Origin of the sequence: Rhizobium sp. PEPV16, assembly GCF_008919455.1 — a bacterium.
Classification (GTDB): domain Bacteria; phylum Pseudomonadota; class Alphaproteobacteria; order Rhizobiales; family Rhizobiaceae; genus Rhizobium; species Rhizobium leguminosarum_Q.
This window is the reverse complement of record NZ_VSZV01000346.1, coordinates 57,884-71,495: the sequence shown is the minus strand read 5'-3', so window position 1 is coordinate 71,495 and position 13,612 is coordinate 57,884. Positions and strand designations below refer to the sequence as shown.

Annotated in this window: 10 protein-coding genes and 1 tRNA gene; 7 read left to right on the top strand and 4 right to left on the bottom strand. The window is 61.7% G+C overall.

All coding sequences use genetic code 11. The features are described from left to right. The first annotated feature begins 102 nt into the window (after positions 1–102). From secA to FY112_RS28680, 3 genes are all read left to right on the top strand, one after another. The gene (secA, locus tag FY112_RS28690) at positions 103–2,820 is read left to right on the top strand and encodes a preprotein translocase subunit SecA (RefSeq protein ID WP_151519855.1); all 2,718 of its coding nucleotides are present in this window, start codon (positions 103–105) and stop codon (positions 2,818–2,820) included. A 181-nt stretch (positions 2,821–3,001) separates the two neighbouring features. Then, positions 3,002–4,417, top strand: coding sequence for a lipopolysaccharide biosynthesis protein (locus tag FY112_RS28685; RefSeq protein WP_151519854.1), 1,416 nt, complete (start codon positions 3,002–3,004; stop codon positions 4,415–4,417). After that, positions 4,418–5,695 (top strand): GNAT family N-acetyltransferase, encoded by a 1,278-nt coding sequence (locus FY112_RS28680; protein WP_017962268.1) that lies wholly within the window; start codon positions 4,418–4,420, stop codon positions 5,693–5,695. It begins immediately after the preceding gene. Positions 5,696–5,721: 26 nt separating this feature from the next. Here FY112_RS28680 and FY112_RS28675 read toward each other — a convergent pair whose 3' ends face one another. Next, positions 5,722–7,353, bottom strand: coding sequence for an AMP-binding protein (locus FY112_RS28675; RefSeq protein WP_151519853.1), 1,632 nt, complete (start codon positions 7,351–7,353; stop codon positions 5,722–5,724). Positions 7,354–7,578: 225 nt separating this feature from the next. Between FY112_RS28675 and FY112_RS28670 the strand changes: the two genes are divergently transcribed. After that, positions 7,579–8,559, top strand: a complete 981-nt coding sequence (locus FY112_RS28670; protein WP_017962270.1) for an aldo/keto reductase — start codon at positions 7,579–7,581, stop codon at positions 8,557–8,559. A 90-nt stretch (positions 8,560–8,649) separates the two neighbouring features. On the opposite strand, the gene FY112_RS28665 is transcribed toward FY112_RS28670, so the two are convergent. Continuing rightward, the gene (locus tag FY112_RS28665) at positions 8,650–9,228 is read right to left on the bottom strand and encodes a TetR/AcrR family transcriptional regulator (RefSeq protein WP_026158902.1); all 579 of its coding nucleotides are present in this window, start codon (positions 9,226–9,228) and stop codon (positions 8,650–8,652) included. Positions 9,229–9,355: 127 nt separating this feature from the next. On the opposite strand from FY112_RS28665, the gene FY112_RS28660 reads away from it, so the two are divergent. Together FY112_RS28660 and FY112_RS28655 are read left to right on the top strand one after the other, a co-directional pair. After that, entirely contained in the window at positions 9,356–10,651 is a 1,296-nt protein-coding gene (locus tag FY112_RS28660) for an MFS transporter (RefSeq protein ID WP_062941157.1), read from the top strand. A 124-nt stretch (positions 10,652–10,775) separates the two neighbouring features. Continuing rightward, positions 10,776–10,860, top strand: a tRNA-Leu gene (locus tag FY112_RS28655). 194 nt (positions 10,861–11,054) lie between these two features. On the opposite strand, the gene FY112_RS28650 is transcribed toward FY112_RS28655, so the two are convergent. After that, complete coding sequence (locus FY112_RS28650) at positions 11,055–11,342, bottom strand: hypothetical protein (protein WP_151519852.1); 288 nt, start codon at positions 11,340–11,342, stop codon at positions 11,055–11,057. 169 nt (positions 11,343–11,511) lie between these two features. Continuing rightward, positions 11,512–11,796, bottom strand: coding sequence for a hypothetical protein (locus tag FY112_RS28645; RefSeq protein ID WP_077977750.1), 285 nt, complete (start codon positions 11,794–11,796; stop codon positions 11,512–11,514). A gap of 214 nt (positions 11,797–12,010) precedes the next feature. On the opposite strand from FY112_RS28645, the gene FY112_RS28640 reads away from it, so the two are divergent. Next, on the top strand, positions 12,011–13,612 hold a 1,602-nt coding region (locus FY112_RS28640; RefSeq protein ID WP_246700767.1), incomplete at its 3' end, for a cation:proton antiporter.

Sequence of the window (13,612 nt, the reverse complement as noted above, 5' to 3'; positions counted from 1 at the left end):
GCGTCCAGAACAGTTTCCGGGCGTTTTAAGGCGCGCGCCTGATTTTCGGCTGGGCCGCGAACAAGCAACGCCGGGGATGAATATTGAGAAAGGGCCAGTCATATGGTCAGCTTTGGCGGTATAGCCCGCAAGTTATTTGGGTCTTCGAATGACCGCCGCGTGCGGTCCTACCAGCCGAACGTCACTGCCATCAACTCTATCGAAGAGAAGACGAAGGCGCTGACGGACGAGCAGCTCGCGGCAAAGACCGTGGAGTTTCGCGCCCTGCTCGCCGAGGGCAAGACGCTCGACGATATTCTGATCCCGGCCTTTGCCGTCGTGCGCGAAGCCTCGCGCCGCGTTCTCGGCCTGCGACCTTTTGACGTACAGCTGGTCGGCGGCATGATCCTGCATTCGAATGCGATCGCCGAGATGAAGACCGGCGAAGGCAAGACCCTCGTCGCCACCCTGCCGGTTTATCTGAACGCGCTTTCCGGCAAGGGCGTGCACGTCGTCACCGTCAACGATTACCTCGCCCAGCGCGACGCCGCCACCATGGGCCGCGTCTACGGCTTCCTCGGCATGACCACCGGGGTCATCGTCCACGGTCTCTCCGACGAGGAGCGCCACGCAGCCTATGCCTGCGACATCACCTACGCCACCAACAACGAACTCGGCTTCGATTATCTGCGCGATAACATGAAGTACGAGAAGAACCAGATGGTCCAGCGCGGCCACAACTTCGCAATCGTCGACGAAGTGGACTCGATCCTGGTCGACGAGGCGCGCACGCCGCTGATCATCTCCGGTCCGCTCGACGACCGCTCCGAACTCTATAATACGATCGACGCCTACATTCCGCTGTTGGAGCCCAGCGATTACGAGATTGACGAGAAGCAGCGCTCCGCCAACTTCTCCGAAGAGGGCACCGAGAAGCTGGAAAACCTGCTCCGCCAGGCCGGTCTCCTGAAGGGTAACGCGCTTTACGACATCGAGAATGTCGCGATCGTCCACCACGTCAACAACGCGCTGAAGGCCCACAAGCTCTTCCAGCGAGACAAGGACTATATCGTCCGCAACGACGAAGTCGTCATCATCGACGAGTTCACCGGCCGCATGATGCCGGGCCGCCGCTATTCGGAAGGCCAGCACCAAGCGCTCGAGGCCAAGGAAAAGGTGCAGATCCAGCCGGAAAACCAGACGCTGGCTTCGATCACCTTCCAGAACTACTTCCGCATGTACGACAAGCTCGCCGGCATGACCGGTACGGCGCAGACGGAAGCGGAAGAATTCGCCAACATCTACAATCTCGATGTCATCGAGGTACCGACCAACCTGCCGATCAAGCGCCTCGACGAGGACGACGAGGTCTACCGAACCTTCGACGAGAAGTTCAAGGCGATCATCGAGGAGATCCTCGACGCCCACAAGCGCGGCCAGCCGGTGCTGGTCGGCACGACCTCGATCGAGAAATCGGAACTGCTCGCCGAGCGCCTGCGCAAGCAGGGCTTCGACGACTTCAAGGTGCTGAACGCCCGCTACCACGAGCAGGAAGCCTATATCGTCGCCCAGGCCGGCGTGCCGGGTGCCATCACCATCGCCACCAACATGGCCGGCCGCGGCACCGACATCCAGCTCGGCGGCAACCTCGACATGCGCATCGAGCGCGAACTTGGCGAAGTCGAAGCCGGACCGGAGCGTGATGCCCGGATCCAGGCGATCATCGAGGAGATCAAGCAGCTTAAGCAGAAGGCGCTCGAAGCCGGCGGTCTCTACGTCATTGCTACCGAGCGCCATGAAAGCCGCCGCATCGACAACCAGCTGCGCGGCCGCTCCGGCCGTCAGGGCGACCCCGGCCGCTCGAAGTTCTACCTCTCGCTTCAGGACGACCTGATGCGCATCTTCGGCTCCGACCGCATGGACAGCATGCTGACCAAGCTCGGCCTCAAGGAGGGCGAGGCGATCGTCCATCCCTGGATCAACAAGGCCCTGGAGCGCGCCCAGAAGAAGGTCGAAGCCCGCAACTTCGACATCCGCAAGAACCTCCTGAAGTATGACGACGTTCTCAACGATCAGCGCAAGGTGGTCTTCGAGCAACGCCTCGAACTGATGGAATCGACCAATATTTCCGAGACCGTTTCCGACATGCGCCGCGAGGTGATCGAGGACATGGTCGAAAAGCATATCCCCGAGCGCGCCTATGCCGAACAATGGGACGCCGCCGGCCTGAAGACCGCTGCTTTGAACATCCTCAATCTTGACCTGCCGGTCGAGGACTGGGTGAAGGAAGAAGGCATCGGCGAGGACGACATCCGCGAGCGCCTGACGGAAGCCGCTAATGCGGCCTTCACGGAAAAGGCCGAGCGTTTCGGCGACGACATCATGCATTATGTCGAACGCTCGATCGTCATGCAGACGCTCGATCATCTCTGGCGCGAGCACATCGTCAACCTCGACCATCTGCGCTCCGTCATCGGCTTCCGCGGCTATGCCCAGCGCGATCCGCTGCAGGAATACAAGTCGGAGGCATTCGAGCTCTTCACGGCGCTGCTCAACAATCTGCGCGAGGCCGTCACCGCCCAGCTGATGCGCGTCGAACTGGTGCAGCAGGCTCCTGCCGAGCCTGAACCGCCGCTGATGCAGGCCCATCACCTGGATCCGACGACCGGCGAGGACGATTTCGCCCCGGCGATCTACCAGGCGTCGGAAGTCACCGTTTCTCCTGAAAACCGCAACCCGGATGACCCGGCCACCTGGGGCAAGGTCGGCCGCAACGAGACCTGCCCCTGCGGCTCCGGCAAGAAATACAAGCATTGCCACGGCGCCTTCGAGCAGGTCTGAGGCAAGTCGGCAAAGATCCGAAAAAATGCCGCCTCCGGGCGGCATTTTCTTTTCTGCGGCAATGCCGGAGAGCCGGAATTTCAGCGTCGGGCAGCGGACCCGATCCGGAACCGTTTCTTAACCCTGTTCTGTCAAGACTTCAGGGGCGATTTGCCTGACCTCAGAGTTTTGCGTGTTCATCATGGCGGTCATAGAAACAGCGGAGAAGATGCTGCCCGCGGGCCTGCGCCCGATCGGCCGCCGCACGCTGCGTTTGCTTGCTGCCGTGCTCACCGAACGCGGTGAGAGGGCGGCCGCCCAGCGCATGGCGCTGACGGCCTTTTCGATCCGCATCCTCAGCGCCGCACTCGCCTTCGTCTCCCAGATCGTGCTCGCCCGGCTGATGGGCGAATATGAATACGGCATCTTCGTTTTCGTCTGGGTGCTGGTCGTCGTCTTCGGCGATCTCTCATGCCTCGGTTTTCACACCGCGATCGTCCGTTTCCTGCCGCAATACAGGGCAGCGGGCGCCTTCGAGGAAATCCGCGGCCTGACCGGCACGGCGCGCATCTTTGCGCTGCTGTCCGGCACGGCGGTTCTCGCCGCCGGCATGCTCGGGCTGCATTTCTTCGGCGATATGATCCAGGTCTATTATCTCGTCCCGATCTTCATCGGCCTGCTCGCCATGCCGATGATCGCGCTCGGCGACATTCTCGAAGGCACGTCACGGGCAAACCATTGGCCGGTGATGGCGCTGAGTCCGGTCTATATCGTCCGCCCGATCCTCATCATCCTCTTCATGCTGATCGCGATTGCCATCGGCGCCGAGCACACAGCCGTCACCGCGATGCAGGCAGCGCTCGCCGCCGCCTACGTCACCGCTCTCGGCCAATATGCCGCAACGCTTTACCGCCTGCGCCGGCATTATGACGACGGCCCGCGCAAGGTCGATTTCCTCGCCTGGTTCAACGTCGCCTTTCCCATTTTCCTGATCGAGGGCGTGAGCTTCCTGCTGACCAATTCCGACGTCGTCGTCGTCGGCATCTTCCTCGAGCCGCACGATGTCGCCATCTACTTCGCCGCCGCCAAAACGATGGCGCTGGTGCATTTCATCAATTTCTCAGTCAAGGCAGCCTCCGGCCCGCGCTTTTCCTCGATCATTGCCGAAGGCGACCACGCCCAGCTGGCAGCCGCTGCCATCGACGCCGCCCGCTGGACCTTCTGGCCGGCGCTCGGGGTCGGCCTTGTCGTGCTTGCGGCCGGTCATCTGCTGCTGTCGCTCTTCGGCGGCGCTTTCACATCAGGTTATCTGGTCATGGCGATCCTGCTCGCCGGCATCCTCGCCAAATCGCTGGTCGGCCCGGCGGAAACGCTGCTGATGATGGCAGGCAAACAGAACCTCTGCGTCGCGCTCTATGCCGGCGCACTGACGGCCAATGTCGGCCTCAACCTCGCTTTGATCCCGCATTACGGCATCGAAGGCACGGCGATCGCCACGGCCTCCGCCATGGCGGTCGAGGCGATCCTGCTGCATGTCGCCGTGCGCCGCACGCTCGGCATCGTTCTTTTCGCCTTCGCCAGCCCCTCCGCCGCAACGCCAGAAATGAGAGTTCGATAGATGGTGCGTGTTCCCCCCGTTACCGAAAGCACCGACAGCGCCGCAAACCGCATGGTGCATGATCTCGCAGCACTGCATTTCGAAGCCCCGCAGGCCGAGGCTCGCGCCGAGATCGGCCGGCCGGGACGCGAGCTCTGCCTCTATCCCGGCAAGCTCGGCTATGAGCTTCAGGATGAACTCGATTTCCTTTCCAACCGGGCGATGGAACCGAATGTCTTTTTCTCCGGTCGTTTCCTCGCCCCCGCCATGCCGCGGCTCGAAGACCGGCAGGTGAACTTCGCGCTGATCCGCGACCACAATGCCGGCCGCAGCCGCATGCGCTTCCTCTTGCCGTTTTCGGTCGACAAGCCGGGCTTTGCCGTCGGCCCGTCGATCATCCGCGGCTGGTCGAACAGTTTCGGCCCGCTCGGCACGCCGCTCGTCGATGGCGAGGATGCCGCCGAAACCCTCGACAACCTCTTCGAGGGGCTGACCGCGCGTGATCTCAATCTGCCCGGCATAATGGTCCTGCCGGATCTCAGGCTGAACGGTATCTTCGTGCGCATGGTCAAGGCCGTTGCGCTCAGCCGCAATCTTCCCGTCACCGTTACCAATCCCTACCTGCGCCCGATGCTGCAGAGCGAGGAAGAGGCGCCGGTCTATCTCGGCAAAACCATCTCCTCCTCGCATATGCGCGAGATGCGCCGCCAGTGGCGCCTGCTGGAGGAACAGGGAACCGCGGTCTATGCCGTCGCCCGCCAGCCGCGCGAAATCCATACCCGCTTCGAGGAATTCCTGGCGATGGAAGCCGGTGGCTGGAAGGGCAAGCGGCGAAGCGCTCTCGTCACCGATCGTTATCACACAGCCTTCGCCCGCGAGGCGGTGTCGAACCTTGCCGCCGTCGATGCCGTACGTATTCACACGATCGACCTCAACGGCAAGGCGATCGCCGCCATCGTCGTGCTGATGATGGGCGGCGAGGCCTATACCTGGAAGACCGCCTACGACGAAAACTATGCCCGCTATTCGCCGGGCAAGCTGCTGATGAGCGAACTCACCGAATGGCATCTCGACGACGCCAATATCGTCCGCTCCGATTCCTGCGCCGTCTCGGATCATCCGATCATGAGCCGCTTTTGGCAGGAGCGCGAGGAGATGGGAACGCTGGTGATCGGCCTGACGCAAAACAGCGACCGCGACATGCGCCAGGTCACCGCCCAGCTCCACATGTACCGCAGCACCCGCAATATGGCGAAGATGCTGCGCGAGAAGATCATGTCGCTTGCCGGCCGGGGCTAAGCATTCCAGCAAAATGCGTAGCGGTTCTATTGCTCGCCCGCAGCCTTTTCGCGCAGCAGCCGGCGGATCACCTTGCCGGTGGTGGTCAGCGGCAATGCATCGATGAATTCCACTTCGCGCGGATATTCGTGCATCGAAAGCCGCGTCTTCACCCATTCCCTGATGTCGGCGGCCAACGCCTCGCTTGGATGATGGCCTGGTGAAAGCACGATATAGGCCTTGACGATTTCGGTGCGCACGGCATCGGGTTTGCCGACGGCGGCGGCAAGCTGTACGGCGGGATGGCCGATCAGGCAGTCCTCGATCTCGGCCGGGCCGATGCGATATCCCGACGAGGTGATCACGTCGTCGTCGCGTCCGTCGAAGGTAATATAGCCCTCAGCGTCCTGCCGGCCGATATCGCCGGTGAGCAGCCAGCCTTTGACGAATTTTCGTTCCGTCGCTGCCATGTCGTCCCAGTAGCCGAGAAACATGACAGGATCGGGACTGGCGATGGCGATCTGGCCCGGTTCGCCGACGGGCAACTCGTCGCCCGTCTCGCCGACGATCGCAACGCGGTGCCCGGGCACCGCCCGTCCTATGGCGCCCGCCTTGGTGACGCCATAGGCAGCGCTCGACGCAAGCACGAAATTGCACTCCGTCTGGCCGTAGAATTCGTTGACGGTGATGCCGAGCGTATGGCGCGCCCATTCATAGGTCTCGCGCCCGAGCGCCTCCCCGGCCGAGCCGATGGTGCGCAGCACCAGATCATATTTCGAGCGCGGATCGGCAACGGACCGCATCAATCTCAGCGCCGTCGGCGGAATGAAGGCATTGCGCACCTTCATTTCGGCCATGATGCAATAGGCCATGCCGGCATCGAATTTCTGCGCCGGCGACGAAACAACGGGAACACCGAGCAGAAGGCTTGGCAGCAGCGCATTGAGCAGCCCGCCGGCCCAGGCCCAGTCGGACGGCGTCCAGACCTTATCGCCCGGCCGCGGAAAACCCTCATGGGCGAACTGCATGCCGGGAATATGGCCGGGCAGGACGCGGTGGCCATGCAACGCGCCTTTGGGCGGCCCCGTCGTTCCCGACGTGAAGATCATCAGCGCCGGGTCGTCCGGACCGGTTTTGGCGATGTCGAAGACAGGGGGATGGCCATCCACCAGTTCGGCGAAAGCAGCCGCATCGGCACTCGCCCCGTCGATGCTGACGATATGCTTCAACGCCGGCAGGCGTCCGCTGATCTGCCGGATGCGTTCGAGGCCGAAGCCATTGGTGACGACTGCCGCGGCACCTGCCGCCTTCAGCCGGTATTCCAGCGCCTCGACGCCGAAGAGCAGCGCCAGTGGCAGCGCGATCGCGCCGGTCTTGTAGATCGCCAGATGTGCGATCACCGTTTCGAAGGATTGCGGCAATAGCAGCGCGACGCGATCACCGCGTTTGATATCCAGTGAGACGAGCGCATTTGCGAAGGCCGAGGAACGATCGGCGAGCGCGCGATAGGTCATTGCGCGGTGATCGCCGTCGGGGCTGAAATGCTCAAGGCAAACACGCTCCGGATCTCTAGCCGCCCAGTCGTCGCTGACGGCGCGGCCGATATTGAAATCCTCCGGAATCCGCCAGGAGAAATCGCGATAAAGATCGTCGTAGCGATCGTGGGACGGCAGCTGCATGGTCGGATTCCGATAAAAATGCTGCATCAGCTAACATCTTGCGGCGCGGATGTGCAAGCTGCAGCCGGAATCGACGGCGATGAGCATGGCTTCAGAAGTCTCGATCACGGATCATTGTGCGCATGCAGCATAGATTCTTCATTTGCCGCCCTGCGACTTTGGCCATCTCGCGCTAAATCATGGAAGGCAGCCTGGGGATTATCAAATTCATCACGGAGTCGTTTCATGGAATACGCAAAATTTGGGAAAACCGGTCTCGAAGTGTCGAAAATCTGCTTGGGCTGCATGACCTTTGGCGATCCCGGCCGCGGCAATCATGCCTGGAGCCTCGGGGAAGAAGAAAGCCGGACGATGATCAAGCAGGCGATCGACCTCGGCATCAATTTTCTCGACACCGCCAACACCTATTCCAATGGTTCCTCGGAGGAGATCGTCGGCCGGGCCATAAAAGATTTCGCCAAGCGCGAGGACATCGTGCTGGCGACCAAGGTGTTCAACCGCATGCGACCGGGCCCGAACGGCGCCGGCCTGTCGCGCAAGGCGATCTTCGACGAGATCGACAACAGCCTGCGTCGCCTCGGCACCGACTACGTGGATCTCTACCAGATCCACCGCTTCGACTACACGACGCCGATCGAGGAAACGCTGGAAGCGCTGCACGACATCGTCAAATCGGGCAAGGCCCGTTATATCGGCGCCTCCTCCATGTATGCCTGGCAATTCGCCAAGGCGCTTTACGTCTCCAGGCTGAACGGCTGGACCGAATTCGTCAGCATGCAGGATCACCTGAACCTGCTCTACCGTGAGGAAGAGCGCGAAATGCTGCCGCTTTGCGAGGATCAGAAGATCGCCGTTATCCCCTGGAGTCCGCTTGCCCGCGGCCGCCTGACTCGCGACTGGGACGAGACGACGGCCCGCAGTGAAACCGACGAATTCGGCAAGACGCTCTACACCCAGTCCATCGATGCCGACCGCAAGATCGTCGGGGCCGTGGCCGAAATCGCCAAGGCCCGCAACATCTCCCGCGCCCAGGTTGCAACCGCCTGGATCCTGCAGAAGAGTGCGGTGACCGCCCCGATCATCGGCGCGTCCAAACCGAACCACCTCACGGACGCCGTTGCCTCGCTCTCGGTCAAGCTTACCGCCGAGGAAATCGCGGCACTGGAGGCTCCCTACGTCCCGCACGCCATCGCCGGCTTCAAGTAGCCGCTGGCTTCTCGGTCCTCAGGGACATGCAAGATAGATCTCTCTCCACGTGGAGAGGGAGATCGAAACCATCGCCATTCGCGACTGAGATTATGTCTGGTTTTCAGGATCGAGCTGCCGGCGCATCGTCACCAGGAACTGCTCTGCAAGCGCCCTGTCCTCGACAGCACGGGCGAGAATGACGGCACCCATCATCGATGAGAGTGTCGTCGTCGCATTGGCGCGGCGCTCCTCTTCCGTTTCGCCGGGAACGATATCGGCAAGCGTGTCGACCAGCACGGACAGCCCATCGCTGAAGACCGCGCGGACGGCGCCGCGGCTGCGGCTGACTTCCTGGATCAGCGTTGCGAAGACACAGCTGCCGCCCGGATCGTCAACCGTGCGCCAGTGGATATAATGATCGAGAAGCGCTGCCAGCGGCCGGTCCGGCGATTCGGCGATATGCTCCTTCCAGCGCGTCTCAACCTTGTCGATCAGCTTGCGGCTGACCTCAAGCGCCAGATCGTCCTTCGAACCGAAGTGACCGTAAAAGCCGCCATGCGTCAGCCCCGCCGCCTTCATGATGTCGGCGACGCCGACCCCGTCGAAACCGTTTTCGCGGAAAAGCACGCCGGCAACGCTCAGGATCTTTTCGCGGTTTTCGGCAAATTTTTCGCGGCTGACCCGCATTGTCATCTCCAGAAATAGTCGCTTGACAAAATATATGACGTCCATCATCAATACGCAAGAAATATGATGACCATCATGTAAATCGATCCTGTATTTCCCGAACCTGAATTCAACCGGAATCTTGCCCATGGTTTCCACCGTCCTCGCCTCCACCCTTGCCCGGCGCAACATCCACTACGGCTGGGTCGTCGTTGCCGCGACCTTCCTCACCATGCTGGTCACTGCCGGCGCCATGGGCGCACCTGGCGTGCTCATCAAGCCGCTGCAGGACGAATTCGGCTGGGAGACCTCACAGATTTCCTCGGCGCTTGCTATCCGCCTGATCCTGTTCGGTTTCATGGGTCCGTTCGCCGCTGCCTTCATGAATTATTTCGGGGTGCGCAAGGTCATCGTCTTCGCACTGGCGCTGATCGGCGCGGGCTTCGTCGGTTCGCTGTTCATGACGACGCTGTGGCAGTTGCTGCTGCTCTGGGGCATCGTCGTCGGCTTCGGCACCGGCCTGACGGCGATGGTGCTCGCCGCGACCGTCTCTTCCCGCTGGTTTACCAAGCACCGCGGCCTCGTCGTCGGCATGCTCTCGGCAAGCTCGGCCACAGGCCAGCTCGTCTTCCTGCCGCTGATGGCGGAGCTGACGGAACGCTACGGCTGGCGCTCGACGGTGTTTTTCGTCTGCGCCATGATCATGGTCGCAGCCCTTGCCGTGCTGGCTTTCATGCGCGACCGCCCGGCCGACCTCAACCTGCCCTCCTTCGGCGAAACGCAGGTAACGCCGCCGCCGGCAAGCACCTCGCTTGGCGTCGCGCTGATGACACCGATCACTGTCCTCAGAGAAATCTCGAAGACCTCGACCTTCTGGATCCTCTTTGCCACCTTTTTCATCTGCGGCCTCAGCACCAACGGCCTGATCCAGACCCATTTCGTCACCCTTTGCGGCGATTTCGGCATCGTGCCGGTGGCCGCCGCCAGCGTGCTGGCTGTCATGGGCATCTTCGATTTCTTCGGCACCATCGGTTCCGGATGGCTGTCCGATCGCTTCGATAATCGCTGGCTGCTGTTCTGGTATTACGGCCTGCGCGGCCTGTCGCTGCTCTACCTGCCCTTCAGCGATTTCAGCTTTTACGGCCTCTCCATCTTTGCCGTCTTCTACGGCCTCGACTGGATCGCGACCGTGCCGCCGACCGTCAAGATCGCCGCCGACCGCTTCGGCCCTGAAAAGGTCGGCCTCGTTTTCGGCTGGGTCTTTGCCGGCCATCAGCTGGGAGCCGCGACTGCCGCCTATGGCGCCGGCCTCTCGCGCACGGAGCTTTCGAGCTACCTACCCGCCTTCTTCGTCGCCGGTGCCTTCTGCCTGCTGGCCTCGATTCTGGCGATCACGCTGAAGAAGTCCGGCCTGAGCAGCCCGGCCCCCGCCGCCGCCCATTGATATCAGACGGGATCCGGCCTCCAGCGAGGCCGGATCTCTCTACCGGATCAGTCCGATAACTTCGTTTGCCGGTCTTGCGCGTCCGGGCGCTCGCATGTTAGACAGCCGCCCGTTCATATCCGTTGCCCCATTGGCGGAATTGGTAGACGCGCTCGACTCAAAATCGAGTTTCGAAAGAAGTGCTGGTTCGACTCCGGCATGGGGCACCAGCCTACGCTCTGCGAGCTTCGGCTCGGCAAGCCGAAGAGAGCAGCTAAGCGGAGGCTGTCGCGCCGTAGTTCCGTCAGGAACGAAGGCGGGCCGGTTCTATAATGCTCCGGTTAGCTGCACCATCATCTCAAATGGCTAGCCTGGCTCAAAGAACCGATGGCCCTACGGAACGAATTTCGCATCTAAGCGAAGCTTACTTATTCTTCAGCAGCCACATCTTGCCGGCCATCGTGATGCCGTAGACGTCTTTTGATGCGTCGTCATCCAGGTGCCGCCTTTCGAGAAAACCCGGCTCCTTCAACTCGCCCAACGTCTTGCCAGTGACCGACTTTATTTTCTGAGGCCGCTCTTTCCACCGGTCAGTTTTGGCGTAAGTCACTGTCGCGTTCTCATGCGTCCATTTATTGGCTGGCTGAGGATAAAGGTCTCCATCCCTGGCGAGTTTAAGTGCGGCGATCTGGGACGGCGTAAGCTCAATCATTCTAAAAAATCCTGTGCGGGCGGTGTTTGCGCTAGGAATGCGCTTTTACCAAAGGCGTGCTCATAACACCGACAGACGACTTTCACCACTGCATTGAGATATTCGTGCCACGAAAGGCGAAAACCCGGCTCGTCGGAACCGGGCTTCGCCCTTATCGCATATTTTTTCGTTAATAGCAGCGCCGGACCGTCCTGGTGACCTCGCCTTCGTCGGTCTGTCGGGTGACGCTCCTGGTTTCGCAGCCATTATCGCGATAGCGGCGGTGCCCACGTTCGCGCACGGCACCGAAAGTGACGCCACGTTCGCTGATGGTGATGCCGGGTCTTACCCGCTCGTGGCGATAGCCATCGTCATAGGAACGCTCTCTGACATAAACGCTGTCGGCAAGAACAGGCGCTGCAAACGAGCAGGCGGCAAGGGCCGCCACAGTACAGTTCAAGATGATCTTCCGCATGCCGTTTCTCCTTTCTTGATGAAAAGGCAACGAGACAAGACGCAGGTGGTTCCAACATCGGTGACGGCCGGATGGTGCCTTGAACGACGTCTGCGCCTCACTAGCCAGGATTGAGAACAAAGGCCTCAAACTGTAGCCCATCCCCCAAATCAACTGTTTAATTTTGCTCGCGCTTCGTCCAAAGTGGCCGCCGCGATCACAAGAGAGGGCGGACGTGCATCAGGAAGTAGGACTTATCGCGACGGTCGCCGTCAGTTTCGTTTTCGCGGCGATCCTCGGCTATGGCGCCGACCGGCTTCGGCTGCCTCCACTCGTCGGCTACCTGATGGCGGGCATCCTGATGGGGCCGTTCACGCCGGGCTTCGTCGCCGATACCGCCCTTGCCGGCCAGCTCGCCGAAATGGGCGTCATCCTGCTGATGTTCGGCGTCGGCCTGCATTTTTCCGCCTCCGACCTGCTCGCCGTGCGCGGCATCGCCGTGCCTGGCGCGATCGGACGGATTATCCTCGCGACCCTCTTGGGCATCGGCCTTTGCAAACTCTGGGGCTGGAGCCTCGGCGCCGGCATCGTCCTTGGTCTCAGCCTGTCGGTGGCGAGCACTGTCGTGCTCTTGAAGGCGCTGGAGGAGCGCAATCTCGTCAACGCGGCAAGCGGACGCGTCGCCGTCGGCTGGCTGATCGTCGAGGATTTGGTGATGGTGCTGGCGCTGGTGCTGCTGCCGGCCCTCGCAGAGCTTCTGGGCGGCAACGCCAGCACTACGACCAACCACGGCCTCGGCGACCTGCCGCTGGCGCTGACGATCGGCCTGACGCTGCTGAAGGTTGCGGCCTTCGCCGCCATGGCGATCTTCCTCGGCCCTCGCATCGTGCCCTGGCTGCTGACGATGATCGCCCGCACCGGCTCGCGCGAACTCTTTACGCTGACGGTGTTGGCGATCGCACTCGGCATCGCCTTCGGCTCGGCGGCAATCTTCGGCGTCTCCTTTGCACTCGGCGCTTTTTTCGCCGGCGTCGTCATGAGCGAATCCCAGCTCAGCCACAGGGCCGCCGCCGACTCGCTGCCGTTGCAGAATGCCTTCTCCGTGCTGTTCTTCGTCTCCGTCGGCATGCTCTTCGATCCCTCGATCCTGGTGCGCGAGCCGCTGGCCGTGATCGGCGCGCTGGCGCTCGTCATCCTCGGCAAGGGCATCATCACCTTCCTCATCGTCATGCTGCTCAGATATCCGATCAGCATGGGACTGACATTAGCCGGCGGCCTTGCCCAGATCGGGGAGTTTTCCTTCATCCTCGCCGGCCTCGGCGTATCACTCGGGCTTTTGCCGCATGAGGGTCAGGATTTGATCCTGGCTGCCGCGATCCTGTCGATCACATTCAACCCGATCGTGATCTTCGCAACCGACGGCCTGAAGAAAGTTATCCATTCGAGGTGGCCCTCCCTCTGGGAGAGCTACGGCAGAAGCAGGCAGAAGGCGCTCGGCAAAGAACTGGAAAAGATCAGGGCGCTCGGCGAAGAGCGCGAGCGCCAGCATCAACTGAAGATGCAGCAGCTGATCGAGACTTTCCCGCTGTTCTCCCAAGTCAACGAGGACGCGCAAGAGGAGCTGCTGCTGCTCTTCAAGGCGAAATCGGCGCCGCCCGGCGAACGCGTCATCCGCCGCGGCGACCGCGGCGACAGCATGTATTTCATCTCTTCGGGTGCGGTGGAAGTGCGGCTCGCCAGCGGCGCGATCCGCCTGGAGCCGGGAGCTTTCTTCGGAGAAATGGCACTGCTGACCGGCGCACGGCGCACCGCCGACGTCATTGCCGTCGATTTCTGC

Bases quoted from the DNA above. Each gene is read 5' to 3' on its own strand.
- FY112_RS28680 (WP_017962268.1), top strand. From the start codon at position 4,418: ATGGTGCGTGTTCCCCCCGTTACCGAAAGCACCGACAGCGCCGCAAAC.
- FY112_RS28685 (WP_151519854.1), top strand. From the start codon at position 3,002: ATGGCGGTCATAGAAACAGCGGAGAAGATGCTGCCCGCGGGCCTGCGC.
- FY112_RS28650 (WP_151519852.1), bottom strand. From the start codon at position 11,342: ATGATTGAGCTTACGCCGTCCCAGATCGCCGCACTTAAACTCGCCAGG.
- FY112_RS28675 (WP_151519853.1), bottom strand. From the start codon at position 7,353: ATGCAGCTGCCGTCCCACGATCGCTACGACGATCTTTATCGCGATTTC.
- FY112_RS28665 (WP_026158902.1), bottom strand. From the start codon at position 9,228: ATGCGGGTCAGCCGCGAAAAATTTGCCGAAAACCGCGAAAAGATCCTG.
- secA (WP_151519855.1), top strand. From the start codon at position 103: ATGGTCAGCTTTGGCGGTATAGCCCGCAAGTTATTTGGGTCTTCGAAT.
- FY112_RS28660 (WP_062941157.1), top strand. From the start codon at position 9,356: ATGGTTTCCACCGTCCTCGCCTCCACCCTTGCCCGGCGCAACATCCAC.
- FY112_RS28645 (WP_077977750.1), bottom strand. From the start codon at position 11,796: ATGCGGAAGATCATCTTGAACTGTACTGTGGCGGCCCTTGCCGCCTGC.
- FY112_RS28670 (WP_017962270.1), top strand. From the start codon at position 7,579: ATGGAATACGCAAAATTTGGGAAAACCGGTCTCGAAGTGTCGAAAATC.